Genomic DNA, 26553 nt, shown 5'->3' with positions numbered 1-26553 from the left:
CGTTCGCACCTATTAATAACACAGCTACTTACTTTTTTTCATCCCCTTGTGTGGGCGCAGTACCCTTGAGGCATGGCGGAGCCGCGGGAACAGACGCACACGGCGTCGGCACAGGAAGAGGGGGTGCCCGGTCTCGCCGGCGCGTGCAGCGAGCCCGAGAGCAGCATCACGCGCGTCTTCCAGATGCTGGGCAAGCGCTGGACCGGGCTGGTGCTCGCGGCGCTCATGCACGGGCCCGGCCACTTCGCCCAGCTCCGGCGCGCGGTGCCCGGAATCAGTGAGCGGATGCTCTCGGACAGGCTGACCGAGCTGGCGTCGCTGGGACTCGTCGTACGCACCGTCGAGGAGGGCCCGCCGCTGCGGGTCAGCTACCGGCTCACGGACGCCGGACTGGCGCTGCGGCCGGCCATGACGGAGCTGACGCGGTGGGCGGACACGCACCTTCCGGACGAAGCGCCGGGCTGCCCCTCGGAGTTCAGGGCCTGACACCGCGGTCCGGCCCGCACGCTCCCCGACGGGCGGGCATCGTCGGGTCGCGGCACTCGCTGGGAATGGCGGGGCGGGCTTCCGTAGGGTGGGCCCGATGAAAGCGAACCCGGAAGCGGAAGCCGAAGAGCCGGAGCAGCCGCCGGAACGGTCCGAGGATCCCGCGGGGGCCGCCGAAGCCTCCGGCACCGCCGGGGCGGGAGGGACCGGGGGCCCGGGTGAGCCGGGCACGGACCGGCTGGAGAAGGCGGTGCGGGCGGCGGAGAACGCACTGATCGAGTTCGAGATCGCGGTCGAGACGTTCCGCGTGGAGGTCGAGAACTTCTCACGCCTGCACCACCAGCGCCTCGGCCCGATGTACGCGCGCCTCGACGAGCTCGACGCCTCGATCCTCGAGGTGACCGCGGCCATCAGCGGCGACCCGGAGGATCTCCGCAAGGCCCAGGACGCGCGGGCCGCCGTGCTGCCGATGCCCAGGGTCGAGGAGCTCTTCCACGGCTGGATCGACTCCAAGGGCATGCCGCCCGAGGCCACCGCCATGCTCACCGGGCAGAACGTGCAGCCGCCCGGCCGCGTGCGTCCGAGCGAGGAGGCGCGCAAGGCGTACCGAGAACTCGTGCGCAAGGCACACCCCGACCTGGCGCAGGAGGACGCGGAGCGGCAGCGCCGCGAGGAGTTCCTCGTACGGGTCAACAAGGCCTACGCGGACGGCGACGCGGACACCCTGCGGGCGCTGCTGGACGAGTGGGAGAACGGGCCGCGCGAAGAGGAACCGGAACCGACGGTGCCGCAGAGCGAACTCCTCTACGCCCGCCTTGAGTGGCTGGCGGAGCGGAAGGAGGTGCTCACGGCGATGGTCACGGAGCTGGAGCAGAGCGCGATCGGTGCGATGCTGAGGATGGCCCCGGACGACCCGGACGCGCTGCTGGACGAGATCGCCGAGCAGCTGCTGGAGCAGGTGGCCGGACGCGAGCGAGAACTTGCGCGGCTGATCCAGGTCCGCGACGCCGGTACGAGCGGCCAGGCCGGTGCGACCGGGGAGGCCGGCGTGGCAGGACAGGCCGGCGCGGCAGGGACGCCCGGCGCCGGCACGGAAGAGAACTGAGAGAGAGCGTTTCGCCATGGAATTCGGTCAGTTGCCGCAGGTCGACGTCGCCTCGGTGCCGCAGGACGCGCTGCTGCTCGACGTCCGCGAGGACGACGAGTGGGAAGCCGGGCGCGCCGAGGGCGCACTGCACATTCCGATGAGCGAATTCGTCGGCAGGCTGGGCGAGTTGACCGAGCGGGCCGGCGAGAACGAGCGGATCTACGTGCTCTGCCGGGTCGGCGGACGCTCCGCGCAGGTGACGCAGTATCTGCGGCAGCAGGGCGTGGACGCGGTGAACGTCGACGGCGGCATGCTCGCCTGGGAGGCAGCGGGACGGCCGCTGACGGCGGACGCGGACAGCGCGCACGTGCTCTGAGGCTCTGAGGCGGACCGCTGAAGCTGCTCCGGGACGGCCCGCTGCAGCGCGGGCCTCTCAGGCAGGCGCCCAGGGCTCCGGTCCGCCCCGTGCCTCCCGGGCACGGCCGCCCTCAGCCGTCGAAGTCCACTTCCACGGCCTCGGTCACCGGGTGGGACTGGCAGGCCAGCACATAGCCCGCCTCCAGCTCGTCGGGCTCCAGCGCGTAGTTGCGCTCCATCCGCACCTCGCCGGAGAGCAGGCGGACCCGGCAGGTGCCGCAGACGCCGCCCTTGCAGGCGAAGGGTGCGTCCGCGCGGTGGCGCAGGACCGTCTCCAGCACGGATTCGCCGTCGTCCATCGGCCAGCAGCCCGAGCGGCCGTCGAGGTTGGCCGTCACGGACGCGCTGTGAGAGACGCCTCCCGCCGCGGACCGCGCCGCGGACGGAGCCGTGGGTGCCTCCGTGACGTGGAAGATCTCCTGATGGATGCGGCCGCGCGGCACACCGAGGCCGCGCAGGGCGCGTGAAGCCTCCTCGACCAGGCCGAGCGGCCCGCACAGATACCAGCCGTCGACGTCCGGCACGGACAGCAGCGAGGGCAGCAGCCCGCTCAGCCGCTGCTCATCGAGACGGCCGCTCGGCAGCCCGCTCTGCTGCTCCTCGCGGGAGAGGGCCGTCACGAGCTGGAAGCGGTCGGGGAAGCGGTCCTTCAGGTCCGCGACCTCCTCCAGGAACATCGTGGACGCCGTGGACCTGTCGCTCCGTACGAGGCAGAAGCGCGCCTCCGGCTCACGCGTGAGCAGCGTGGCGGCGATGGAGAGCACCGGGGTGATGCCGCTGCCTCCGACGACCGCCGCGAAACGGCCCTTCCGCGGCTCCAGTACGAACCGGCCGGAGGGCGGCAGGACGTCGACCGTGTCGCCGGGCCTCAGCTCCTTGACCGCGTAGCTCGAGAAGTCGCCGCCCTCGACGCCGCGTACGCCGATGCGCAGCTCCGCGGGCTCGTCGCAGGCGGGGGCGCAGAGCGAGTACGTGCGCCGCACCTCCGTGCTCGCGGTGAGCGTGTCCGCACCGGCGCGGTGCCTGCGCAGCGCGATGTGCTGGCCGGGCGAGTATCCGTAGAGGGGGCGCAGCTCGGGCGGCACGGCGAAGGTGAGGGCGACGGAGTCGTCCGTGAGGCTGTCGACAGCCGTGACGCGCAGCGGATGGAAGGTGCTCACGGCGCCCTCACACCTCCTTGAAGTGGTCGAACGGCTCCCTGCACGACTCGCAGCGGCGCAGCGCCTTGCACGCGGTCGACGAGAAGCGGCTGATCAGGCTCGTCTCCGTCGAGCCGCAGTTCGGGCAGCGGATCGCGAGCGTCAGCGGGACGGGGCCGTGCGCCTCACCCGCACCCGGGACGGCCCGGCCGCCGCGCGGGGGCGCGATGCCGTGCGCGGCGAGCTTGCGGCGGCCCTCGTCCGAGATGTCGTCCGTGCTCCACGGCGGCGCGAGGACGACGCGGACGGCGACCTCGGGGACGCCGTGCTCACGCAGCACCCGCTCGATGTCCGTGGCCATCGACTCGACGGCGGGACAGCCCGTGTACGTGGGCGTCAGCTCGACCTCGACGGGGCCGTGGGGCGACCTCTCGTGCACGCGGCGCAGCACGCCCAGCTCGGCGAGCGTGATGACGGGAAGCTCCGGGTCGGGGACGGAGCCGGCCCATGCCTCCAGGTCGCGCTGCCGGCGCTCGGCTGCGCCCGTGTCCGCGCGGGCAGCGGCCCCGCCGGGGGTCGTCACCACGACGCCCCCGGGTGGCTGCGGTGCAGGTGCTGCATCTCGGCGAGCATCCGGCCGAAGGGCTCGGTGTGGATGCCCTGGCGGCCCGCTCCCGCCTTCCACGCACCCTCCTGGGGGGATTCCGGCACGGTCAGGGTCGCCCGCTCGAACGTACGGGTGATGCGCTCCGTCCAGCCCGTGCGCAGGGCGTCCCAGTCGACCTCGCCGACGGGCCCGGGGCCTGCGATCGGCTCGAAGAGCTCGCCCGTGAAGCGCCACAGGGAGTCCGCCGCCCGCTGGGCGCGGGCGTGGCTCTCCTCCGTGCCGTCGCCGAGACGCAGCGTCCAGTGCTCGGCGTGGTCGCGGTGGTATTCGGACTCCTTGACCGCCTTCGCCGCCAGCGGCTGCCCGAGCTCGGCGAGCTGTGCGTACAGCAGCTCCTGCCAGGCGGAGAAGTAGAGCTGGCGGACCATCGTGTGCGCGAAGTCGCCGCCGGGCTGCTCGGCCAACTGGCAGTTGCGGAAAGCCCGTTCCTCACGGAGGAAGGCCAGCTCGTCCTCCTCGCCCAGCTCGGCGTAGAGGGCGCGGGCCTGGCCGAGGAGGTCGAGGGCGATGTTGGCCAGGGCCAGCTCCTCCTCCAGAACGGGTGCGTGCCCGGCCCACTCCCCCAGCCGGTGGGAGAGCACGAGGGAGTCGTCCGCCAGCGGGAGCAGCGGGTCGGAGAGTGCGGCTGCGCTGCGCGCCGAGAGCCCCTCGGAGCCCGTCACAGGTTCCGCACCCCTTCCGGCACCTCATAGAACGTCGGGTGGCGGTACGGCTTGTCGGCGGCGGGCCCGAAGAACGGGTCCTTCTCGTCCGGCGAGGAAGCCGTGATCTCGTGGGAGGGCACGACCCACACGGAAACGCCCTCGGAGCGGCGCGTGTAGAGATCGCGTGCGTTGCGCAGCGCCATCTCGGCGTCGGGGGCGTGCAGGCTGCCGGCGTGCGTGTGCGACAGGCCGCGCCTGCTGCGCACGAACACCTCCCACAGGGGCCAGTCCGTGCCGCTCATCAGGCGCTCACCGCCGTGTCCACCGCGGTCTCCGTCCGCTCCTGAACCTTGCCGCGGCCGCGGGCCGCGTGCTTCGCCGCATACGCGGCCGCCGCGTCACGCACCCAGGCACCGTCCTCGTGGGCCTGGCGGCGGCGGGTTATCCGCTCCTCGTTGCACGGCCCGTTGCCCTGCAGCACCTGTTTGAACTCCTCCCAGTCGATCGGGCCGAAGTCCCAGTGGCCCCGCGACTCGTTCCACCGCAGCCCGGGGTCGGGGAGGGTGAGGCCGAGCGCCTCGGCCTGCGGCACGCAGATGTCGACGAAGCGCTGGCGGAGCTCGTCGTTCGAATGGCGCTTGATCTTCCACTCCATGGAGCGGGCGCTGTGCGAGGACTCGTCGTCGGGCGGCCCGAACATCATCAGCGAGGGCCACCACCAGCGGTCCACCGAGTCCTGCGCCATGGCGTGCTGTGCCTCCGTGCCGCGGCTGAGTGCCAGCAGCAGCTCGAAGCCCTGCCTCTGGTGGAAGGACTCCTCCTTGCAGATGCGGATCATCGCCCGCGCGTACGGACCGTAGGAGCAGCGGCACAGCGGCACCTGGTTGGTGATGGCCGCGCCGTCCACGAGCCAGCCGATCGCGCCGACGTCGGCCCAGGTCAGCGTCGGGTAGTTGAAGATCGATGAGTATTTCTGGCGGCCCGAGTGCAGCTTGTCGAGCAGCTCCTCGCGGCTCGTGCCCAGCGTCTCCGCGGCGCTGTAGAGATACAGGCCGTGGCCCGCCTCGTCCTGCACCTTGGCCATGAGGATCGCCTTGCGGCGCAGGGAGGGCGCACGCGTGATCCAGTTCGCCTCGGGCTGCATGCCGATGATCTCGGAGTGCGCGTGCTGCGCCATCTGCCGTACGAGCGTCCTGCGGTAGTCGTCCGGCATCCAGTCGCGCGGCTCGATCCGCTCGTCCGCGGCGATCGCGCTGTCGAAGGCCGCGACGGACTCCACCGGCTCCGCGGAGCCCTGCGTGCCCTCGCCGAGCAGCACCGATGTCATGCCGACCCCCTTGCCGGCGGCCGCAGCCGCACTCCCAACCGACCGATCGTTCGGTTCAATGGTGGGCCGGGGCCCCACAGGGTGTCAAGGCTCGAATAATGTCTGAGGTCGTATCGGCTGACCGACCGACTGACGTGGGGAGCAGGGGAGGGCATGGAGCCACAAGAGCAGCAGGCGCCGCCGGCCGGATCGCGGGCCGAGCCGCCGCGGGAGGCCGGGGGTTCCCCCAGGCCCTCATGGGCTGAGGCAGGGGGTACGCCCAAGCCCTCACGGGCCGAGGGGGAGGGTCCGCCCGGACCGGGGGAGCGAGGTCCGGGATTCGCGGGGCTGCCGCGCCCCTGGCGGCTGGCAGTGGCGGTATCCGCCGCTGTCCTGGTGGCCGCCGTCGCCGTCCACCTGGGGATGGTCTTCCTGCATGTGGCACCGTCGAACACGCTCAGCAAGCAGCACGGCGAGGGCATAGACGACTACGTCTACCCGGAGTTCGAACAGAACTGGAAGCTCTTCGCGCCGAACCCCCTCCAGCAGAACATCCACGTCCACGCGCGCGCCCGCGTGGCCAAGGACGACGGCAGTTCGGAGACGACGGGCTGGGTCAACCTCTCCCGGATGGACGGCGAGGCCATCGACCACAACATCGCCCCCAGCCACGTACAGCAGAACGAACTCCGCCGCGGCTGGGAGTTCTACCGCGGCGCGCACAACGAGAAGGGCAAGGCCATCGGACTGCGCGGCGAGCTGTCGGAGACGTACATCAAGCGAATAGTGATGCTGCGCTTCGGCCGTGAACTCAACGGAGGCACGGTCGAGCGCATCCAGGTCCGCTCCGCCACGACACCGGTCAAGCCGCCCTCGTGGAGCGACGAGAAGTCGGACGCCAAGACCGAGTACCAGGTGCAGCCCTGGTGGCAGGTCGGCAGCGCCGACATTCCGGGGGGCTGGGACAAGTGACCGAACAGCAGCGCCCCCAGGACGACGGCACCCCTCCCGCCGCGCACGCCCCGCACGCCTCCGAAGGTTCCGCCCGTGCACAGGCGTCCGTGCCCGCGCAGGCCTCCGCGCCCGCAGCGGAGTCCGGGCCGGCATCCCCGTCCGCCGCGGACCCGGCACATGAAGGCTTCTTCGCCCGCGGACTCGCCCGCGTCACCGCCGAGGCGATCGCCCCGTACCAGACTGCGGTCGTGCGGATCGGCTTCGCGCTCACCTGGTTCCTCTTCCTCCTGCGCGAGTTCCCCCACCGCCACGAGCTGTACGGGCCCGACGGCCCCTGGAGCTGGCAGCTCGCGGAGCGGCTGATCGACTCCAACCAGGCGTTCACCGTGCTGATGTGGTCCGGCAGCGCCGTGTGGTTCGAGCTCGTCTACGCGCTGTCGCTCGCCGCGAGCCTCGCCGTGATCCTCGGCTGGCGCACCCGCACCGCCTCCGTGGTCTACATGGTCGGCGTGCTGAGCCTGCAGAACCGCAGCGTCTTCATGGGAGACGGCGGCGACAACGTCATCCACCTCATGGCGATGTACTTGGTGCTCACCCGCTGTGCCGAGGTCTGGTCCCTCGACGCACGGAGGCGGCGCAGGAAGGCGGCGGCCGCCGCTGGCCCCTCGGCCGGCCACGCGTCACCGCCCCGGGACGTGACGGGCGTCGTCCTGTGGAGCGTCCTCGGCGCGATCATGCTCGGTTCGACCGTCGGCGGCGGGCTCAGCATCGGCTGGGGCCTGTTCTTCTGGGCGCTGTGGGCCGCGCAGGCCGTGTGGTGGCTGGCCGGGCGCCACACGCCGCGCGGCGATCTGCGAGCCGTGTGCGACATGCTGGCCAACCTCGTTCACAACGCGGCGCTCGTGGTCATCGTCGTCGAGGTCTGCCTGATATACGCGACGGCCGGCTGGTACAAGATCCAGGGCTCGCGGTGGCAGGACGGCACCGCCGTCTACTACCCGATGAACCTGGACTACTTCTCCCCGTGGCCCGAGGTCAGCTCCTTCCTGGCAGGCAGCGGCCTGCTGATCCTGCTGATGACGTACGGAACGGTCGCGGTCCAAGTGGCCTTCCCGTTCACGCTGTTCAACAGGAACATCAAGAACGCGCTGCTCGCCGCGATGATCGCGGAGCATCTGGGCATCGCGGTGCTGCTCGGGCTGCCCTTCTTCTCGATGGCCATGATCGCGGCCGACGCCGTCTTCCTGCCGACCGTCGCGCTCCTGTGGTTCGGAGACCGCCTCCGGGGAGGCTGGGAGCGGGTGTTCGCGCGGCTCCGCCCCGGCCGTGGACACCGGCCGCATCCCGCCGGCGGCCCGGATGAGGGCGGAGCAGGCGACGGCGACGGTGCCTCCGCCGCCTCCCCGGTCCCTCAGCAGCGCAGCGGCGACGGGGTGTCCGTACGCTGACGCCATGACCGGCGGTGAGTACCCGGGGGTGGCCGCTGACGCCCCGGACGGCAGCGGCGCCCACCCGGCGCCGCTGCTGCGGCAGTGGCGCGGGCTGGCGGAGGACTGCGTGCTGCTGGACGGCTTCCACGCCCTCAAGCACGCCCTGCGCTTCGGGGCGCGGATCCCTCTCGCGCTGACGGAGGACCGCGCCGCGGCGCTCGAACTCGCGGACGGGCTCGCCCCCGATCTGACCCGGACGCTGGACGGCCTGCTGCGGGAGGTGCCCCCGGGTGCGCTGCGCGGGCTGGTGCCCCGCCCCCATCCCACCGGTGTCGCCGCGCTCGCGGTACGCGGCGGCGGCCGGGTCGCGGACGACCGTACATCGCCCGTGGTCGTGCTCGACAATCCCCGTCATCTGGGCAACGTGGGCGCTGTCATCCGGCTCGCCGCCGGAGCGGGCGCCGCGGGCGTCCTCACCACCGGCACCGTCGACCCCTGGCATCCCAATGTGGTCAGGGCGAGCGCGGGACTTCACTTCGCGACGGCCGTACGCCGTTGCGAGCCGTCAGCTCTTCCGCCGGGGCCGCTCTACGCACTCGACCCGGACGGCCGTGATCTGCGGGGTCTCGAACTGCCCGACGACGCGCTCGTGGCGTTCGGCTCCGAGCGGCACGGCCTGTCGGAGGCGCTGCGTGAGCGCGCCGACCACCTGGTGGCCCTGCCGATGCAGCCGCAGGTCTCCAGCTACAACCTCGCCACCAGCGTCGCGATGACCCTCTACCACTGGATGGCGGGACGGGCCCCGGCACCCGGCGGGCCCGGCCGGGGCACGCCCGCGTAGCTGAGCGCCCGGAGGGTCCGCCCGCCGCACGGGCCACCCCGCCGCCGCACGGGCGGTGTGCGCCGCCCCCGCGCCGCCTACAGGTACGGGCCGCCCGAGCGGGCCGGGCGCCCCGGCTCCTCGTCGCCGAGCGTGCCGTCCTCGGGGAGCGTCCCTGGAGGCAGCGCCCTGCGCATCTGCTCGAGCTGCGCGCGCGCCGCCATCTGCTGGGCGAAGAGCGCCGTCTGGATGCCGTGGAAGAGCCCTTCGAGCCAGCCCACGAGCTGCGCCTGCGCGATGCGCAGTTCCGCGTCGGTCGGGACCGTGTCCTCGGTGAACGGCAGCGAGAGCCGTTCCAGCTCCTCGATCAGCTCCGGCGCGAGACCGTCCTCCAGCTCCTTGATCGAGCTGGTGTGGATCTCCTTGAGCCGCACCCGGCTCGCCTCGTCCAGCGGTGCCGACTTCACCTCTTCGAGCAGCTGCTTGATCATGCTGCCGATGCGCATGACCTTCGCGGGCTGCTCGACCATCTCCGTGACGGGGACCTCGGTCTGCTCGTCGCCGTCCTCGCCACCGGCCCTGGAGTCGGCGCTGCCGAGCGCCATGCCGTCCGGTCCGACGACCAGTACGTGCTGGTTCTCCTTTGGCCGTTCGTTGCTCGGCTGTGTCATGACCCCATTCTGCACGCATGCCCCCGTCGCGTGTTCGCCGCGTTCCCCCCGGGGCTCCGTCAGGCAGGGTCCGGTCCGGGCGGGCGGGCACCACGCGGCGGCGAACGCCCGTACCGGCGTCCCGGTGGTGTCAGGGGCGCCTCAACCCGACGGCGGTCAGGGCGAGTCCCAGCCCGATCAGCGTCATGCCGGCGCCCAGCGGGAGCACAGGTGAGACCTCGCCGGTGGCGGCGGCCGTGGGCGGGGGGCGGTTCTCGCTCGCCACGGCGGCGCTCCGCTCCCCGTCCCTGTGCTGATCCTGGGCGGGTGCCGCTCCGGTGAGCGTCGCGGCCAGCAGCAGGGCGGCACAGGGCAGCCCGGCGGTCGCACGGAGCGTACGGCTGTGAGTGGGGATGCTCGCGGGGGTGCGGGTGGGGGTGTGGCGTCTGAGCCGCACGGCAGAGACCCTCCCGTCAAGGATCGTCCAACAATGCAATCAGCGTTACATAATTGGACAAACCCGGCATCCGGAAGGGTCTCTGTGCGGACGTGTCCGTCCGCCCGTTCGTGCGCTACGGAGTGAGAAGGATCTTCCCCACGTGGGTGCTCTCCTCCATGGCCCTGTGTGCGTCCGTGGCACGGCTCATGGGGACGGTGCTGTCCACCACCGGGCGTACCCGGCCGTCGGAGACCAGCGGCCACACGTGTTCGCGTACGGCCGCGACGATCGCGGTCTTCTCCGCGGCGGGCCGGGCACGCAGCGAAGTCGCCGTCACCGCGGCCCGCTTGGCGAGCAGGGCGCCGAGGTTCAACTCGCCCTTCCGTCCGCCCTGGAGGCCGATGATGGCCAGACGGCCGTTGACGGCGAGCGCCTTGATGTTCTGCTCCAGGTACTTGGCGCCGATGATGTCGAGGATCACGTCGGCACCCTGGCCGTCCGTCCCCGCGCGCACCTCCTCGACGAAGTCCTGGTCGCGGTAGTTGATCAGGATGTCGGCGCCCAGTTCGGCGCAGCGCTCCAGCTTCTCCTTGCTGCCGGCGGTGACCGCGACCCGTGCGCCGACCGCCTTCGCCAGCTGGATCGCCATGGTGCCGATGCCGCTGCCGCCGCCGTGCACGAGCAGCGTCTCGCCGGGACGGAGGTGGGCGACCATGAAGACGTTCGACCAGATCGTGCTGGTCACTTCGGGAAGCGACGCGGCGGTCCGGATGTCGATGCCCTCCGGTACGGGCAGCAGTTGGCCGGTCGGGACGGCGACCTGCTCGGCGTAGCCGCCGCCGCCCAGCAGGGCGCAGACCTCGTCGCCGACGGCCCAGGTGTTCACGCCCGGGCCCAGCGCCGAGATCCGGCCGGAGCATTCGAGGCCGGGATAGGGGGAGGCGCCGGGCGGCGGATCGTAGAAGCCCTGACGCTGGAGGATGTCGGCGCGGTTGACCGCGCTCGCCGCGACCTCGACGAGCACCTCGCCCTCGCCGGGTTCGGGGACGGGGACCTCGGCCCAGACGAGGGCCTCGGGGCCTCCTGGTTCGGGGATGGTGACCGCGTGCATCGTGGAGTTGGACGTACCCATGCGGCCGACGCTACTCCCGGGGCCGCTCCCCTGGCTCCCCTGGGGACCGTCACTCAGGGAGTTGCAGCCTCTGGGGGACTCGCGGGTGCGGCACCGTCCCGCACGGCTCGGTCCGGGTCCTGCCGGTACGCCCGGGGTTCTCCCGGCGCCGGACGGACTTCCCAACTCCCGTGCGGGCGCGGCCTCTCGCAGGCCCCGGCTTACGCCGTTTCCTCGCGGGTGCGGCGGCCCGCGTCCCAACTCGGCGGGCGCGCTTGCCGGCTGATCGTCAGCGGCCTTCCCCGCGTTCGTTGCGCCAGAAGCCCACGACGCCGGGACCGCCGGAGTCCCCGCCGGGGCCGGAACTTCCCGCACTGCCTGCGGCAGGGGGGGTGCCCCCATGGGTGGGGTCGGTGCTGCCGAGGTGCGGGTCCGCCGGGGGCGCTGCCGGCGCCCGCTGGATCACCACGATGCGGTCGGTGGACTGGAGCGGGTCCGCTTGCGGATCGTCGTATCCGAGCAGCCGGTGGCCCCGTACGACGGTGACCACCAGGTCCTTGCACTCGCGTGGCGGGCGCCCGGTCTCGGCCTTGGTCACGGGCCGCTCCGTGAGGCTGAGTCCCGAGCCCTGCTGGATGAGGTCCTCCATCACGGAGCTGGCGTTCGGGCTGAGCACGGAGAGTCCGAGGAGCCGGCCGGCGGCGCTGGCGCTCGTGATCACGGAGTCCGCCCCGGACTGGCGCAGCAGCGGTACGTTCTCCTCCTCCCGCACCGCGGCGACGATCTTGAGGCGCCGGTTGAGCTGGCGTGCGGTCAGCGTGACCAGCACCGCCGTGTCGTCGCGCTGCGTCGCGATGACGATCTGCTTGGCGCGCCTGACCTCGGCGCGCGACAGCACATCGCTGCGGGTGGCGTCGCCGGCGACGCTCACATAGCCCTCGTCGCTCGCGGCCTTCGCCACGTGGTGACTCGGGTCGATGACCACTATCCGGTCCCGGCGCACGCCGGTGGACAGCAGGGTCTGTGCCGCCGAGCGGCCCTTCGTGCCGAAGCCGACGACGACGGTGTGGTCGCGCAACTGGGACCTCCAGCGGGACAGGCGCCACTGCTCCCTCGTGCGGTCGGTGAGCGCTTCGAGGGTGGTGCCGATGAGGATGATCAGGAAGAGGATGCGTAGTGGCGTGACGAGCAGGATGTTCGCGATGCGGGCGCTGTCGCTCGCGGGCGCGATGTCCCCGTAGCCGGTGGTCGAGAGGGTGACGGTCGTGTAGTAGACGGCGTCGAGGAAGGAGACCTCGCCGCCGGGATCGCCGTTGTCGTTGTAGCCCCCGCGGTCGAGGTAGACGATCAGGACGGTCGTCGCGAGCACCGTGAGCGCCGCGAGGAGTCGCTGCCCGACCTGGCGCTGAGGGCTGACCTCGGAACGCGGCAGCAGAATCCGGTACCGGTCGCTCACCTGGGATGTTCCTTTCACCGGGCGACCCATGGGAGCGGCAGCATCTGCACTTCTGTGCCGGACGGGGCGCCGCCCGGCGGTACGACGGCGAGGGCGGTGGCGGTGGCGATGCCGCGGAGCATCGCGGGGCCGTTGTAGTGGAGGGGACGCGCCCGTGAGGGCGAGGGCGAGTGGTCGACCGGCACCAGCCGTGTGTCGCGGGGATGCCCCTGTACGTCGTCGGTGATGCGGGCGTACAGCTCCGGACGAGGCGGCCGGTCGCCGAGCGTGCGGATCAGCGGGTCGGCGAGCGTCGCCAGCCCGGAAAGGGCCGCGAGCGGATTCCCGGGGAGGCCGACCAGGAACGGGCCTCCGCCGCCCTCGGTGCCGCCGCTCTCGGTACTGCCGGCCTCCGTGCCGGCCTCCCCGCGCCGCGGCAGGCGGGCCAGCAGCATGGGGTGCCCGGGGCGTACGCGTACGCCCTCGATGAGGAGCCGCGCGCCGAGCCGGGCGAGCGTGGGACGCAGATGGTCGACGGGGCCGCGGGCCGTGCCGCCCGTGGTGACGAGGAGGTCCGCGGTGGTCGTGGCGACGGCCTCGTGGAGCGCTTCCGCGTCGTCCCCGAGGCGCCTCGTGACGATCACGTCCGCGCCGAGCTCCGACAACCAGGGAGCGACCGCCGGGCCGAGTGCGTCGCGGATGCGTCCCTCGTGCGGCACGCCGCGGTGCAGCAACTCGTCGCCCAGTACGAGGACTTCCGCGCGGGGGCGCCTGGTGACGGTCAGCCTGTCGTAGCCCGCGGCGGCGGCGAGACCGAGCACGGCCGGAGTGACGGGTGTGCCGGCGGGCAGCAGCCGGTCCCCGGAACGGCACTCCTGGCCGCGGGGCCGGATGTCCGTACCGGGCTGGGGCCGCCGCGTGGTGCGCAGCCGGCTGCCGTCTGTCTCGCCGTACTCGGAGCGCAGCACCGCGTTCGCACCGGGCGGGATGCGGGCGCCGGTCGCGATGCGGACGGCCCGGCCGTCCGGGAGCGGACGGGGCTCTGACCGCGCGCCGGCGAGGATGCCGGTGCCAGTGGCGTCCTCGGCCAGCGTCCAGGGGCCGGGGCCCGCGACGGCCCAGCCGTCCATCGCGGAGGTGTCGAAGGACGGCAGGTCGGTGAGCGCGTCGAGCGGGGCGTCGAGGGTGTGGTGCAGGGCCTGGTCGAGGGGGAGCGCCAGGGAGGGGAGAGGAGCGGCGGCCCGTGCGGCGTAGGTGCGGGCATCGGGCCAGGGGACGTCGTGGGCATGGGCCCGGGCGGTACGGGAGCGGTCACGGGCCTGGGCGCCTGCCTCGGGCCCGGCGCCGGCCTGGCCGTCGTCCCGCGTCGTACGGGCGGGGCGGTGGCCGCTGCCGTGGTCGCCGTCCCGCCCGCGCCCGCCGGTGCTCCCGCCGGTTGTCCCGCCGTCGGCGCGGGGCCGCGGCGTCCCACCGGCACCCGGGCCCCCGCGGTGCGCTCCCCCGGCCTTGGGCCGTGGGCGTCCCCAGGCGTCCTCGTTCGCCAGCGCGATGGCCTCGTCGAGTTCGTCGGCGCCGCTCATCGACCTTCGCCCTGCTCCTCTTCGCTCTCCTCGGCCCAACGCGCCGCGAGCCGGGCGGCCTTGTCCACCGTCTCCGCGATGTCCTCGGCGGTGCCGCCGCGCCGGGCGGCGGCGTAACCCACGAGGAACGTGGTCAGCGGTGCGGCGGGGCGGGCGACGCCGTGCGCGGCGTCGCGTGCCAGGTCGAGGAGTGCGGCGGTGTCGACGTCGGTTTCGATGCCGAGTTCGGCCTTGGCTGCGGCCATCCATTCGTCCAGCACGGTGTCATGCTCCCTGATACGGGCCCTGGCGGCGGCGACGTCTTCCCAGGTGTCGCAGTCGAGGGCGTCCGATGTGGCCGGCCTGCGGCCGACGGCGATATCGATGCGACGAAGTCTCAGCTCAGGAAGGAGCAGCCGCAAGGGGAGACCGGTGAGGCTTCCGTATTCGGTGCGCAGCAGGGCCAGTTCGCGGCGGAGCGATTCGGTGCGGTAGGCGGCGAGCAGCGGCTGGTCACGGCCGTCGTTCACCAGCGCGCCCTCGGTGCCGTCCCCGCTGTCGCTCGCGGCCGGGCCCGCGTCCGTCCCCGTGTCCGCGCCCGCGCTCGTCCCCGTACCCGTGTCCGCGCCCGCACTCGTGTCCGCAGGAGTACGCCCGTTCCCGAGCGGTGCCACGCCGACCGCCGCCAGCAGCGCATGTACGGTTTCCGGCCGCAGGAAGGGCAGATCGGCGGAGAGGACGAGCACCGTCCCGCCCGTGACCGATCGCAGCCCGGCGTCGAGGGCCGTCAGCGGCCCGCCGCCCGGCGGGTCCTCGCGCACCCACGACACCGGCCGGTACGTGGGCCTGCGCGGGCCGACGACGACCGTCGTGGACGCGTCGGCGCACGCGGACAGCACCCGGTCGAGGAGGGTGCGGGCACCGACGGTCAGCGACGGTTTGTCCGTGCCGCCGAGGCGCCTGGCGCCGCCGCCCGCGAGGACGACGGCGTCGTGCGTGTACGCGTGTGCGTCAGGTGTCACGCACTAGAGCGTACGGAGGAGCACCGCCGGCTGTTCCACGCAGTCCGCGACATGGCGCAGGAATCCGCCCGCCGTACCGCCGTCGCACACCCTGTGGTCGAAGGTGAAGGACAACTGCACGACGTGGCGCACCGCCAGCTCCCCCTGGTGCACCCACGGCTTCTCGGCGATGCGGCCGACGCCGAGCATCGCGGCCTCGGGGTGGTTGATGATCGGGATCGAGCCGTCGACACCGAAGACGCCGTAGTTGTTGAGCGTGAAGGTGCCGCCGGTCATGTCGCCCGGCGTGAGTTCGCCGTTCCGCGCCGACTCGGTCAGCCGCGCGATCTCCTCGCCGAGCCGGACCGCGTTCATGGTGTGCGCGTCCCGCACCACCGGGACGACGAGCCCCCGGGGGGTCTGCGCGGCGAACCCGAGATGCACCTCGGACCGGCGCACGATCTCCCGGGCCTCGGTGTCGACGGTCGCGTTGAGGTCCGGGAAGCGGGCGAGCGCGGCCGTGCAGATGCGGGCGAGCAGCGCCAGCAGCGAGACCTTTGACGCTTCGCCGGTCCCGGCGGGGGAGTTCATCGCCCGGCGGGCGGCGAGGAGTTCGGTCGCGTCGGCGTCGACCCAGCAGGTGGCGTCGGGGATCTCGCGGCGGCTGCGCGAGAGCTTGTCGGCGACGGTGCCGCGGAAACCGGTCAGCGGAACGCGCGTGGCCGTGCCCGGGTCCGTAGCCGCCGGGGCTGCCTGCTGTGCCGCCGGCTGCGTCGCCTGCTGTGTCACGGGCTGCGTCGCGGGCAGCGCCTCGGGCAGGGGCGCCGACGCCGGCGCGGTCTGCCCGGTCGCTTCGCGGGTGCCCGCCGCGCGCTCGACGTCCGCGCGCAGGATCAGCCCGTCGGGGCCGGTGCCGGTGATTCCGCGCAGATCCAGGTCGTGCTCGCGGGCGATGCGCCGGACGAGCGGTGAGATGACGGCGACCGGGCCCTGCTCCGCCGCTCTTGGAGCGGGCGGCGGAGCAGAGGCCGCGGCCGCCGGCGGGCGGAATCCGTCGACGGGGCGGGAACGTCGACGGCGGCCTGCCGGGGCTCCTGTGCCGTAACCGACCAGGACGTTTCCGGAGCTTTCAGCCTCTGCGTGCACGAGCTCCGCGTCCGCGTGCACGTTCTCGTCCTGGGCGGCGGACGCTTCCGTACGCGCAGCGGCGGCAGGCGGCGCGTCCTGCTGCGGTTCCTGCTGCGTTTCCTCCTGCGACGCACCCACGGCCACCGTCAGCAGCGGAGCGCCGACCGGGATCTCCGCGCCCTCCCCCCCGTAGCGCGCGGTGACCACTCCGCCGTACGGGCAGGGAACGTCCACGAGCGCCTTGGCCGTCTCGACCTCGACGACGGACTGGTCCACCGCCACGACGTCGCCGACGGCCACCAGCCACCGCACGACGGTCGCCTCCGTCAGCCCTTCTCCCAGGTCGGGAAGCGTGAACTCCCGCACGGAGGCCATCAGCGATCCCCTCCCCCGGCGCGCCCGGCATCTCCCGCCGCCTCGCCGGCACGCCATTCGCTCTCCCACTGGAGCCGTGCGACCGCGTCCAGCACCCGGTCCACGTCCGGCAGATGATGCTGCTCCAGCATCGGCGGCGGATACGGGATGTCGAAGCCCGCGACGCGCAGCACCGGCGCCTCCAGGTGATGGAAGCAGCGCTCGCTGACGCGTGCCGCCACCTCCGCGCCCGGACCGGCGAAGCCCGTCGACTCGTGCACGACGACGGCCCGGCCCGTGCGCCGTACGGACGCCACGACCGTCTCCTCGTCGAACGGCACGAGCGACCGCAGGTCGACGACCTCCAGCTCCAGGCCCTCGTCACGGGCCGCCGCCTCGGCGGCGTCCATGCAGACGGGCAGCGAAGGCCCGTAGGTGATCAGCGTGGCCGAGGTGCCCGGGCGGCGGACCACCGCGCGGCCGATCCCCGGCACCTCGTCCGGCTGCTCCGGAGACCAGTCGTCCTTGCCCCAGTACAGCCGCTTGGGCTCCAGGAAGATCACCGGGTCGTCGCTCGCGATGCTGTGGCGCAGCAGCCCGTAGGCGTCGGCGACGGTGGCCGGAGTGACGACGTGGAGGCCGGGCGTGGCCATGTAGTACGCCTCGGAGGAGTCGCTGTGGTGCTCGACGCCGCCGATTCCTCCGCCGTAGGGCACCCGCACCGTCAGCGGCATCGGCAGTGCGCCCCGCGTGCGGTTGCGCATCCGCGAGATGTGCGAGACGAGCTGCTCGAACCCGGGGTAGGCGAAGGCGTCGAACTGCATCTCGACCACGGGCCGCATGCCGTACATGGCCATGCCGACCGCGGTGCCGAGGATGCCGGCCTCGGCGAGCGGGGTGTCGGTGCAGCGGTTCTCGCCGAACTCCGCCGCCAGACCGTCCGTCACGCGGAAGACGCCGCCGAGCGTGCCGACGTCCTCACCGAAGACATGCACGTCCGGGTCGGCGGCCAGGGCGTCGCGCAGCGCCCGGTTGAGGGCCTGCGCCATCGTGGACGGCTTGCGCGCGGACTCCCGGGCCGGCTGCGCACCGGGCTGCAACGACGTGCCCGTCGCTGTGCTCATTTCCGGCCCCCCTGCTCGTCCGTGTGCTGCCGGGTGTCCGTGTGCAGCCGGGTGCCTCCGTGCCGCTCTGCGGCCGCCGGGGTCCCCTCCGCCTCGGCGGCCTCGAGCTCCGCGCGCAGCCGCTCGGCCTGCTGGTGCAACTGCGCGGTCCTGTGGGCGAAGACGTGGTCGAAGAGGTCCATCGGATGCAGGTCCGGCTCCTGGTGCATGCGCTCACGCAGGTCACCCGCCATCCGCTCCGCCTCCTCGCGTGCCTCCCGCGCTCCCTCGTCGTCGAGGAGCCCGCGCGTGCGCAGCTCCCGCTCCATCAGCACGAGCGGGTCGTGCTCGCGCCAGGCGTCCACCTCGGCGGCCTCCCGGTAGCGGGTGGCGTCGTCGGCGTTGGTGTGCGCTTCGAGGCGGTACGTCACCGCCTCGACCAGGCATGGGCCCTCGCCCCTGCGGGCCCGTTCGACGGCGTCCGTGAGCACGAGGTGCATGGCCGCCGCGTCGTTGCCGTCGACGAGCCGGCCCGGCATTCCGTAACCCACCGCCTTGTGCGCGAGGGACGGCGCCGCGGTCTGTTTCGCCAGCGGTACGGAGATCGCGAAGCCGTTGTTCTGCACGAGGAAGACGACGGGGGCCTGCCACACGGCGGCGAAGTTGAGCGCCTCGTGGAAGTCGCCCTCGCTGGTGCCGCCGTCGCCCACCATCGCGAGCGCCACCACGTCGTCCCCCTTGAGGCGTGCCGCGTGCGCCAGCCCCACCGCGTGCGGCAGCTGGGTGGCCAGCGGGGTGCTGAGGGGGGCGACTCGGCTCGCGCGCGAGTCGTAGCCGCTGTGCCAGTCGCCGCGCAGCAGCGACAGCACGGCGACGGGGTCGAGGCCGCGGGCGACGGCCGCGAGGGTGTCCCGGTAGCTGGGGAAGAGCCAGTCCTGCTCGCGCAGGGCCAGCGCCGCCGCGACCTCTGCGGCCTCCTGGCCCGTGGAGGACGGATAGACGGCGAGGCGGCCCTGCTTGGTCAGCGCCGTGGCCTGCTCGTTGAACCGGCGGCCGCGCACCAGGTGTCCGTACAGCTCGTGGAGCAGATCGCCGTCCAGCTCCGCACCGGTGCCGAGCAGCCGCAGCGGCTCCCGGTCGGGCAGCAGGGGAGCGGGGTCGCGGCGGGGGCGCCAGGCCGGGGGCGGCGCGAGGTGGTAGGCACCGGACTGCTCGAGAACGGTCATGGTGAGCACCTCACTCAGTGGGGACTGTCAGGACTCAGTGGGACTGCCAGGGCTGCGGTTGTCTCGGGGTTGCCGCTGGGCCGTGGCCGGTTGCGGGCCGGGATGTCGATGTGCCGTTGCCGGTCGTGGGGCTCCAGGGCCTGTCCCGGTGGCCCCCCGGCGCGGAGCCATGGGGAGCGGGTACCCGGACAGGCCCCGATGGGCGTGGAAGCGCGTTGGTGCCGTGCTCCCCTACCGATTGTTCGGTTGCCGGCACATTTTGGCTACAGGCGGGGTCAGGCTGTGGACAAGTTGAGCGACCATGCGTTCGATGGAGGCAAGACGTCCAAGCAGGGGAGGCCACAGGGCATGCCGGACGGACAGATTGCCGATTCGGCCGGCGGACCCGGGGGCCCGGGCCCGGAAGGTGCGGAGGCTCTGGACCGCCGGCCCCCCGCCCGCCCGCTGGACCCCGTCGACAGGGAGATACTGCGGCTGCTGCGCGCGGACGGCCGGATGTCCGTACGGGCGCTGGCGGACCAGGTCCACATCTCCCGCGCCAACGCCTACGCCCGCATCAACCGGCTGGTGGACGACGGCGTGATACGGGGCTTCAGTGCCCGCATCGACGAGGAGCGGGCGGGGCAGGGCGCGTCCGCGTACATCACCCTCAAGATCGTGCAGGACTCCTGGCGCAGCGTCCGCGAGAAGCTGCTGCGGCTGCCGGGGGCCACGCACATGGCGCTGGTCAGCGGGGACTTCGACGTGCTGCTGCTGGTGCACACCGCCGACAACAGGTCGCTGCGTGACCTCGTGCTGACGAGGATCCAGTCGATCCCGGAGGTGATCAGCACGCGGACCCTGCTCGTCTTCGAGGAGACCCATCTGGAGCCGGAGATCTGAGGCCGCATACGTGAAGCCGCCGCCGCGGTCAGGATCTTGCGCCCGGCGCACCAGCGAAATTACCCTCCAGTAACCGTGCGCGCCCGCCGGGACCGCCGTGACTCCGGTGCGGCCGGGGACCGCCCGTCCGCGGACGGGCCGCCGAACGGCCGGAGCGAGCGGAGGGTCCCCATGGCCGCAGAGCATTCACCGGGCAGTACGCGGAGCACACCGGCCGGCCGCACGGCCGCGGCCGGCCGGTCCTGGTGGGGCTGGGGACGTACGGACCAGGCGCTGCCCGACAGCGAGTGCGCCGCTCTCGCCACGATGATCCCCGGGCTGCCGTCCGCACCGCTGCCCGTGCCGGACGCCGCCGCCCTCACTCTCGCGCCCCCGCGGATACGGGTCCCCGGCTCGCTCGCGCACCTGGTCTCGGACGGTACGGCGGACCGTGCGGCCCACACCTACGGCAAGGCGTACCGCGACGTCGTCCGCGCCCTGCACGGCGATCTGGCCGCCGCACCCGATCTCGTCGCCTTCCCGCGCACCGAGGCGGAGCTGGTGGATCTGCTCGACTGGGCGGGCACGCGGAACGCCGCCCTGATCCCGTACGGCGGCGGCAGCTCGGTGGTCGGCGGCGTCGAATACCGCGGCGGCGACCACTCCGGAGTCCTCTCGCTCGATCTCTCCGCGATGGACCGGGTGCTGGAGGTGGACACGACCAGCAGGGCGGCCCGCATCCAGGCGGGCGTCCTCGGGCCGGCGCTGGAGCGGCAACTGCGCGACCACGGCGGGGGCCTGACGCTGAGGCATTTCCCGCAGAGCTTCGAGTTCTCCACGCTGGGCGGCTGGCTGGCCACCCGCGCCGGAGGGCACTACGCGACGCTGCACACCCACATCGACGACTTCGTCGAGTCGATGCGCGTGGTGACTCCCGCCGGCGTCTCCGAGTCCTGGCGCCTGCCCGGTTCGGGTGCGGGTCCGTCCCCCGACCGGCTCTTCCTCGGCTCCGAGGGGACCCTCGGCGTGATCACCGAGGCGTGGATGCGGCTGCAGGACCGTCCCGTGCACAAGGCCTCCGCCGCCGTGCTGTTCGCGGACTTCGCGGACGCGGCGGAAGCCGTACGGGCGATCTCGCAGTCCGGACTCCACCCGGCCAACTGCAGGCTGCTCGACCCGGGCGAGGCCGCTCTCGCGGGCGCGGCGCAGGGCGGGGACAGCGTGCTGGTGCTGGGCGTGGAATCCGCGCACCACCCGGTGGACGGGCGGCTGGCGGAGCTGTGCGCTCTCGCCGCCGACCACGGCGGGCGTGTTCCCGCCTCCGCCTCCGCCCCGGGCGGCGGTGACGGTGACGGCGGCCCCGCGGCCCGTGACGACGCCGTCGACGCCTGGCGGTCCGCGTTCGTACGCATGCCGTATCTGCGGGACGGGCTGGCGCGGATGAGCGCGATCACGGAGACCTTCGAGACGGCGTGCACCTGGGACCGGTTCGCCGGTCTGTACGAGGCGGTCCGCACCGGGACCGCGGCAGCGGTGAAGGAGATCACCGGCAGCCCCGGGCTGGTCAACTGCCGCCTGACACACGTGTATCCGGACGGGCCCGCCCCGTACTTCACGGTGATCGCGGCCGGACGACGCGGCCGGGAGGTGGCCATGTGGGACGAGATCAAGAGCGCGGCCATGGAGACGCTCGGCAGGCACGGAGCCACCGTCACCCACCATCACGCCGTCGGCAGGGACCACCGGCCCGGCTACGACCGGCAGCGCCCCGAGCCGTTCGCCCTCGCCCTGCGGGCCGCCAAGTCGGCCCTCGACCCGAGGGGCATCCTCAATCCGGGAGTCCTCCTCGGCTCCGGGTCGCCCGGAGCAGGCTGAGGCGCGCGAGCAGGCGGGTCCCGGTCAGCTGCGCAGACCCGCGAAGGCCGTGCGCACGACGGCCTCCGCCACCTCGTCGCTGGTGGCGGTGTTTCCACGCCCGGCACGCGAGGGCCGGTACCACTCCACGATGGAGTTGATCATTCCGAAGAGCAGCCTCGTCGCCAGCCGTACGTCCACGTCGGCCCGCAGGTCGCCCTCCGCCACGGCCTGCTTGATCAGCTCCGAGACCCGCTGGTCGAACTCCCTGCGGCGGGCCATCGCCCACCGTTCGGTGTCGGTGTTGCCGCGGACCCGCAGCAGCAGCGTCACGTACGGCAGCTCCGCCGTCAGCACCTCGACGGTGCGGCGGGTGACGTGCTCCAGCCTGTCGATCGCGTGGCCCTCGCGCGCACGCGGCTCGTCGAGGACGCCGAACAGCCCGCTGAGGGCCCGGCTTATCGCCCGGCGCAGCAGCTCCTCCTTGCCGCGTACGTGGTGGTAGATCGACGACTTCGAGATGCCGGCGGCCTGGGAGAGATGCTCCATCGAGGTGCCGTCGTAACCGCGCTCGTTGAACACCTCCACGGCGACTTTCAGCAGCGAGTCGGGTGTGTAGGTGTCGCGCTTGACCGGCATGCGGCCGATGCTATCCGCGTTGTCCACAGGCTCACCGACCCCCTTGCACCGACCGATCGTTCGGTAGCAGTATCTACCTGTTGCTGCAGGACCGACAGCCCGCGCAGCCATGCGGGGCCGGCGCGCCGCGCACATCCGGGCGAGGCGTGCAGGCGATGCAGCGCAAGACAGCGCCAGTGCCGTGACCGGCGATGTCTGCCCGCGACAGGGCAGGGCTCGCCGGGAGGGGTATCAGCCACCCAGCCCCCAGCTTCGACGAGGAGTTGGTCGTTCGTGACCGCACCCGTGACCACCACCGCGACTACGGCCGGCAGCACCGCGCTCTCCGCGGCCCGGCTGACCGAGAAGCACCGTCCCACGCTCGACCGCGCGCTGGAGGCGATCCGCAGCCGCGAGTACTGGTCGCCCCACCCCGAGCACCCCAAGGCGTACGGGGAGGAGTCCGCCGTGGCGGGCTCGCTGAGCGCCGGGCAGGGCCAGGCCGCCTTCGACGCGCTGCGCGGCAGCCGCTTCGAGATCGAGGGCCAGCCGGGCACGGCCGGCCCGCAGGGCGGCTGGGCGTCGACGGAAGTCTCGCCGTACGGCCTGGAGATGGGCATCGAGTATCCGCGCCCCGACATCGACGTGCTTCTCCCCGAGATGCGCAAGGCGATGCCGGCGTGGCGTGCGGCGGGGCCGGAGGTGCGGGCGGCGGTGTGCCTGGAGATTCTGGCCCGCATCAGCGCCCGTACGCACGAGTTCGCGCACGCCGTGATGCACACCAGTGGCCAGGCGTTCATGATGGCGCTCCAGGCGGGCGGCCCGCACGCGCAGGACCGCGGCATGGAGGCCGTGGCCTATGCCTATGCCGAGCAGGTGCGCACCCCCGAGACCGCCGCCTGGTCCAAGCCGCAGGGCAAGCGCGACCCTCTCGAACTCGACAAGCGGTTCACGGCGGTGGGCCGCGGCGTCTCGCTGCTGATCGGCTGCAACACCTTCCCCACCTGGAACGGTTACCCGGGCTTTTTCGCCTCCCTCGCCACGGGCAACCCGGTGCTGGTCAAGCCGCATCCGCGTGCGGTGCTGCCGCTGGCGCTGACGGTCCGTATCGCCCGCGAGGTGCTCACGGAGGCGGGCTTCGAGGCGAACCTGGTGGCGCTGGCGGCCGAGCGGGAGGGCGAGGGCATCGCCAAGGACCTGGCGGTCCGCCCCGAGATCCGCATCGTCGACTACACGGGCTCGACAGCCTTCGGCGACTGGCTGGAGGCCAACGCCCGCCAGGCCCGCGTCTTCACCGAGAAGGCCGGGGTCAACACGGTGATCATCGACTCCACCGACGATTACAAGGGCATGCTCGGCAATCTCGCCTTCTCGCTCTCGCTCTACAGCGGCCAGATGTGCACCACGCCGCAGAATCTGCTGATCCCGCGGAACGGCATCAGCACGGACGCGGGCGAGAAGTCCTACGACGAGGTCGTCGCCGATCTCGCCACCGCCGTGGGCAAGTTGCTGGGGGACGACGCCCGTGCGAACGCGATCCTGGGCGCCATCGTCAGCCCGCAGGTGCGTGAGCGCGTGGAGTCGGCGGCCTCGCTGGGCGAAGTGGCCCTGGAATCCCGTCCGGTGGAGCACCCCGACTTCCCCGGTGCGACGGTGCGCACACCGGCCGTTGTGAACCTGGAGTCCGCGAAGCCGGAGGCGGAGGCGGCGTGCTTCTCGGAGTGCTTCGGGCCGGTCTCCTTCGCCGTCGCGGTCGACTCCACCGCCGACGCCGTCGCCCTGCTGCGGCGCACGGTGCGTGAGAAGGGCGCCATGACGGTCGGCGCGTACACCACTTCCCCGGCGGCGGAGCGCCTGATCGAGGACGCCTGCATGGACGAGTGCGCGCAGCTCTCGCTCAACCTCACCGGCGGGGTCTATGTGAACCAGACCGCGGCCTTCTCCGACTTCCACGGCTCCGGCGGCAATCCCGCCGCCAACGCGGCCCTGTGCGACGTCGCGTTCGTCGCCGACCGCTTCCGGACGGTGGAGGTGCGGCGGCCCGCGGAGTCCGCCCCGGCGCAGGACTGATCGGAAGAAGCGGGCCGTAGACGAAGCGGCCGTAGAGGAAGCGGTCGGAGAAAGAGAAGGGGCGCCCGGCGCGTGCGGTGCGCGTCGGGCGCCCCGGCCTGTTCGGCGGACCGGGCACGGTGCGGTGCGGGCCGGTCAGTCGCCGGGCTTGCCTGTGGAGACGGTCAGCTCGATCTTGTCCTTGTCCGGGTCCAAGTACTCGATGCCGTCAGGGGACTGCTCCAGGACCATGTTCTTGCCCCAGATGTTCTCGTCCTCGTGTGAGACCTCGCCGAGCTTCCAGCCCGCGGCCTTGATGCACTTCTTCACCGAGTCCAGGTTCTTGTAGGTGAAGTCGGGCACGATCTTCTTGCTCTTGTCCGAGTAGCTGTCGGGGGCGTTCGTGCAGCGGGTGGTCTCGATCGTCTTGGACTTGTCCTCCGGCTTGAAGCCGTCGGCCTCCTCGTCGCCGGTTCCGCCCGATTCGGCCTCGGGTGCTTCCTGCCGCGGGGCAGAGGTCGTCGGGATCGGGTCGTTGTCGGCCTCCGGGTCCGTCTCGGTGCTGCTGGAGAACAGCACCGCGACGATCACCGCGATCACCGCGACGGCCACCGTGATGACCGAACCGACGATCACCGGGGTGTTGCTCTTACGCCCCCCACCGCCACCGGAGGGCTGCGGGGAGAGCGTGTACGGAGGAGGCGTGTGCTGCCCCGCGCCCTGCTGCGCACCGTACGGCGACGGTGCGTACTGCCCCATCGGTGCGGTGGCGGGCGGCGGAGGCGTCGAAGGCCCGAACCCGCCGTACTGCTGCTGCGGCTGGTAGGGCTGCACCCCCTGCGGCGGCGGCGTGCCCTCGCCCACCGGCGGGAAGACGGCCTGCCCGACTCCCGCGCCGCTCTGCGCGACCGGAAGCCCCTGCACGATGGACGGAGAGGCACCGGCCGCCGCCTGCCGGACGAGGCGGGTGCACTCCTGGTTCATCGTTTCCGCAGACGGGAAGCGCTCGTTCGGGTTCTTCTGCAGCGTCCTCGCCACGAGGCTGTCGACCGCGGGAGTCAGCGACTGGTTGATCGCGGACGGAGTGGGCGCCTCCTCCTGCACATGCGCGTACGCGATGGCCAGCGGGGAGTCGGCGTCGAACGGCAGCCGCCCGGTGAGGAGTTCGAAGAGCATGATGCCGACCGAGTACAGGTCGGAACGGGCGTCCACGCCGCGCCCCAGCGCCTGCTCCGGCGACAGGTACTGCGGCGTGCCCACGACCATGCCGGTCTGCGTCATCGACGTGACCCCGGACTGCATGGCGCGCGCGATGCCGAAGTCCATCACCTTGACCACGCCGCGCTTGGTGAGCATCACGTTGCCGGGCTTGATGTCCCGGTGGACCAGCCCCATCTCGTGGCTGACCTCGAGCGCCGCCAGCACGTCGCCGGTGATCTTCAGTGCCTTCTCGGTGGGCATCGCGCCGAACTGCGCGATGTCCTCGTCCAGTACGGAGCGCAGCGGCTTGCCCTCGACGTACTCCATGACGATGTACGGCACCATCGCGCCGTCGATCTCGTCCTCGCCGGAGTCGAAGACCGAGACGATGTTGGTGTGTGTGAGCTTCGCGACAGCCTGTGCCTCGCGGCGGAAGCGCTCGCGGAAGGACTGTTCACGGCCGAGCTCGGTGTGGAGGGTCTTGACCGCGACCTGGCGGTCGAGGACGGAGTCGTAGGCGAGGTAGACGGATGCCATGCCGCCGGCGCCGAGCAGACTCTGCAGCTGGAAGCGGCCGCCGCCGACCGTGCGGCCCGCGTACTCCGCGGCTGCCTGACCGCCGTCGTCACTCATCTGACTGCTCCCCCTCGGCGGCATGCCCCCGCACAGTTTTTTCAGGGCAGATTTCCGGCCCCGGAAACTCGCTGATGCTCACTGATTCTCGTACCGGCTCAAGTCTGCCGGAGGGCTCCGGTACGTCAAGCGCAGTGCCCGTTCCGTAACCCGATGCGCAACCTGTGACCACAACTGTGGCAGCTCTGGTTCTTCGCAACTCTTGCGCCCCGAGTCCCCTGTGTGCGCTGCAGCACGAAGGCGCCGCAAAGGGACCCCGAAAACCCGTCCCGCAAGGCCGCACGGCCCGTCCCGCAGGGGCTCTCGCCCCACCGCCTGCGAACTTGCCAGCCGGGTACCGCAGCCGATTGGATGGCTGATCCGTCCCCATCCATGCGACTCC

At 72.4% G+C, this 26553-nt stretch carries 25 protein-coding genes; 9 read left to right on the top strand and 16 right to left on the bottom strand.

Features of this window, described 5'->3' with window-relative positions:
* Window positions 1–183 precede the first annotated feature (183 nt).
* From AN215_RS11825 to AN215_RS11815, 3 genes are all read left to right on the top strand, one after another.
* Window positions 184–486: a winged helix-turn-helix transcriptional regulator gene (locus AN215_RS11825; RefSeq protein WP_070009506.1), complete on the top strand. Its 303-nt coding sequence runs from the start codon at window positions 184–186 to the stop codon at window positions 484–486.
* A gap of 97 nt (window positions 487–583) precedes the next feature.
* Window positions 584–1591 (top strand): J domain-containing protein, encoded by a 1008-nt coding sequence (locus tag AN215_RS11820; RefSeq protein WP_245694404.1) that lies wholly within the window; start codon window positions 584–586, stop codon window positions 1589–1591.
* A gap of 16 nt (window positions 1592–1607) precedes the next feature.
* Window positions 1608–1949, top strand: coding sequence for a rhodanese-like domain-containing protein (locus AN215_RS11815; RefSeq protein ID WP_070009076.1), 342 nt, complete (start codon window positions 1608–1610; stop codon window positions 1947–1949).
* Between the two features lie 112 nt (window positions 1950–2061).
* Here the strand turns inward: AN215_RS11815 and AN215_RS11810 are convergent, their stop codons facing one another.
* The 5 genes from AN215_RS11810 to paaA form a co-directional block, all read right to left on the bottom strand.
* Window positions 2062–3150: a 2Fe-2S iron-sulfur cluster-binding protein gene (locus AN215_RS11810; RefSeq protein ID WP_070009075.1), complete on the bottom strand. Its 1089-nt coding sequence runs from the start codon at window positions 3148–3150 to the stop codon at window positions 2062–2064.
* A gap of 7 nt (window positions 3151–3157) precedes the next feature.
* Window positions 3158–3646, bottom strand: coding sequence for a 1,2-phenylacetyl-CoA epoxidase subunit PaaD (gene paaD, locus AN215_RS11805; protein WP_107374364.1), 489 nt, complete (start codon window positions 3644–3646; stop codon window positions 3158–3160).
* Between the two features lie 62 nt (window positions 3647–3708).
* The gene (paaC, locus tag AN215_RS11800) at window positions 3709–4458 is read right to left on the bottom strand and encodes a 1,2-phenylacetyl-CoA epoxidase subunit PaaC (protein ID WP_070009074.1); all 750 of its coding nucleotides are present in this window, start codon (window positions 4456–4458) and stop codon (window positions 3709–3711) included.
* The gene (gene paaB / locus AN215_RS11795) at window positions 4455–4742 is read right to left on the bottom strand and encodes a 1,2-phenylacetyl-CoA epoxidase subunit PaaB (RefSeq protein WP_055484808.1); all 288 of its coding nucleotides are present in this window, start codon (window positions 4740–4742) and stop codon (window positions 4455–4457) included. Before paaB ends, paaC begins: the two co-directional genes overlap by 4 nt.
* Window positions 4742–5767: a 1,2-phenylacetyl-CoA epoxidase subunit PaaA gene (paaA, locus tag AN215_RS11790; RefSeq protein WP_079122907.1), complete on the bottom strand. Its 1026-nt coding sequence runs from the start codon at window positions 5765–5767 to the stop codon at window positions 4742–4744. The genes paaB and paaA overlap by 1 nt, the downstream gene beginning before the upstream one ends.
* A gap of 351 nt (window positions 5768–6118) precedes the next feature.
* Between paaA and AN215_RS11785 the strand changes: the two genes are divergently transcribed.
* From AN215_RS11785 to AN215_RS11775, 3 genes are read left to right on the top strand one after another with little or no spacing between them, the layout of a single operon-like run.
* Window positions 6119–6718: a DUF5819 family protein gene (locus tag AN215_RS11785; RefSeq protein WP_245694402.1), complete on the top strand. Its 600-nt coding sequence runs from the start codon at window positions 6119–6121 to the stop codon at window positions 6716–6718.
* Complete coding sequence (locus tag AN215_RS11780) at window positions 6715–8148, top strand: HTTM domain-containing protein (protein WP_070009073.1); 1434 nt, start codon at window positions 6715–6717, stop codon at window positions 8146–8148. The genes AN215_RS11785 and AN215_RS11780 overlap by 4 nt, the downstream gene beginning before the upstream one ends.
* 4 nt (window positions 8149–8152) lie before the next feature.
* Window positions 8153–8971 (top strand): TrmH family RNA methyltransferase, encoded by an 819-nt coding sequence (locus AN215_RS11775; protein WP_070009072.1) that lies wholly within the window; start codon window positions 8153–8155, stop codon window positions 8969–8971.
* Window positions 8972–9048: 77 nt separating this feature from the next.
* On the opposite strand, the gene AN215_RS11770 is transcribed toward AN215_RS11775, so the two are convergent.
* The 9 genes from AN215_RS11770 to pdhA all read right to left on the bottom strand — a co-directional run bounded on the left by AN215_RS11770 (window position 9049) and on the right by pdhA (window position 18956).
* Window positions 9049–9621 (bottom strand): bacterial proteasome activator family protein, encoded by a 573-nt coding sequence (locus AN215_RS11770; RefSeq protein ID WP_070009071.1) that lies wholly within the window; start codon window positions 9619–9621, stop codon window positions 9049–9051.
* Window positions 9622–9751: 130 nt separating this feature from the next.
* Window positions 9752–10057 (bottom strand): hypothetical protein, encoded by a 306-nt coding sequence (locus AN215_RS11765; protein WP_070009070.1) that lies wholly within the window; start codon window positions 10055–10057, stop codon window positions 9752–9754.
* Between the two features lie 115 nt (window positions 10058–10172).
* A complete protein-coding gene (locus tag AN215_RS11760; RefSeq protein ID WP_070009503.1) occupies window positions 10173–11150 on the bottom strand; it encodes an NAD(P)H-quinone oxidoreductase in 978 nt (325 codons plus the stop codon).
* Between the two features lie 289 nt (window positions 11151–11439).
* Window positions 11440–12636: a potassium channel family protein gene (locus AN215_RS11755; protein ID WP_079122906.1), complete on the bottom strand. Its 1197-nt coding sequence runs from the start codon at window positions 12634–12636 to the stop codon at window positions 11440–11442.
* The gene (locus AN215_RS11750; protein WP_070031150.1) at window positions 12621–14165 is read right to left on the bottom strand and encodes a molybdopterin molybdotransferase MoeA; all 1545 of its coding nucleotides are present in this window, start codon (window positions 14163–14165) and stop codon (window positions 12621–12623) included. The genes AN215_RS11755 and AN215_RS11750 overlap by 16 nt, the downstream gene beginning before the upstream one ends.
* Entirely contained in the window at window positions 14162–15166 is a 1005-nt protein-coding gene (locus tag AN215_RS29155; protein ID WP_070009069.1) for a DUF6457 domain-containing protein, read from the bottom strand. Before AN215_RS29155 ends, AN215_RS11750 begins: the two co-directional genes overlap by 4 nt.
* Before the next feature lie 3 nt (window positions 15167–15169).
* Window positions 15170–16648, bottom strand: coding sequence for a dihydrolipoamide acetyltransferase family protein (locus AN215_RS11740; RefSeq protein WP_070009068.1), 1479 nt, complete (start codon window positions 16646–16648; stop codon window positions 15170–15172).
* Window positions 16648–17751, bottom strand: a complete 1104-nt coding sequence (locus AN215_RS11735) for an alpha-ketoacid dehydrogenase subunit beta (RefSeq protein ID WP_070009067.1) — start codon at window positions 17749–17751, stop codon at window positions 16648–16650. The genes AN215_RS11740 and AN215_RS11735 overlap by 1 nt, the downstream gene beginning before the upstream one ends.
* On the bottom strand, window positions 17748–18956 hold the full coding sequence (gene pdhA, locus AN215_RS11730) for a pyruvate dehydrogenase (acetyl-transferring) E1 component subunit alpha (RefSeq protein WP_070009502.1): 1209 nt from the start codon (window positions 18954–18956) through the stop codon (window positions 17748–17750). The genes AN215_RS11735 and pdhA overlap by 4 nt, the downstream gene beginning before the upstream one ends.
* A gap of 348 nt (window positions 18957–19304) precedes the next feature.
* On the opposite strand from pdhA, the gene AN215_RS11725 reads away from it, so the two are divergent.
* Together AN215_RS11725 and AN215_RS11720 are read left to right on the top strand one after the other, a co-directional pair.
* Window positions 19305–19838, top strand: a complete 534-nt coding sequence (locus AN215_RS11725) for an Lrp/AsnC family transcriptional regulator (RefSeq protein ID WP_070009066.1) — start codon at window positions 19305–19307, stop codon at window positions 19836–19838.
* Between the two features lie 171 nt (window positions 19839–20009).
* Window positions 20010–21692 (top strand): FAD-binding oxidoreductase, encoded by a 1683-nt coding sequence (locus AN215_RS11720; protein ID WP_070009065.1) that lies wholly within the window; start codon window positions 20010–20012, stop codon window positions 21690–21692.
* A gap of 24 nt (window positions 21693–21716) precedes the next feature.
* On the opposite strand, the gene AN215_RS11715 is transcribed toward AN215_RS11720, so the two are convergent.
* On the bottom strand, window positions 21717–22310 hold the full coding sequence (locus tag AN215_RS11715) for a TetR/AcrR family transcriptional regulator (RefSeq protein ID WP_070009064.1): 594 nt from the start codon (window positions 22308–22310) through the stop codon (window positions 21717–21719).
* A 285-nt stretch (window positions 22311–22595) separates the two neighbouring features.
* Here AN215_RS11715 and paaN point away from each other — a divergent pair, with 285 nt between their 5' ends.
* Window positions 22596–24359, top strand: coding sequence for a phenylacetic acid degradation protein PaaN (gene paaN / locus AN215_RS11710; protein ID WP_070009501.1), 1764 nt, complete (start codon window positions 22596–22598; stop codon window positions 24357–24359).
* A 135-nt stretch (window positions 24360–24494) separates the two neighbouring features.
* On the opposite strand, the gene AN215_RS11705 is transcribed toward paaN, so the two are convergent.
* Window positions 24495–26171: a Stk1 family PASTA domain-containing Ser/Thr kinase gene (locus AN215_RS11705; protein ID WP_070009063.1), complete on the bottom strand. Its 1677-nt coding sequence runs from the start codon at window positions 26169–26171 to the stop codon at window positions 24495–24497.
* Window positions 26172–26553 lie beyond the last annotated feature (382 nt).

This window comes from Streptomyces abyssalis (assembly GCF_001751365.1).
In the GTDB taxonomy this organism is placed as follows: Bacteria; Actinomycetota; Actinomycetes; order Streptomycetales; family Streptomycetaceae; genus Streptomyces; species Streptomyces abyssalis.
This window is presented reverse-complemented; position numbering and strand designations above follow the sequence as displayed.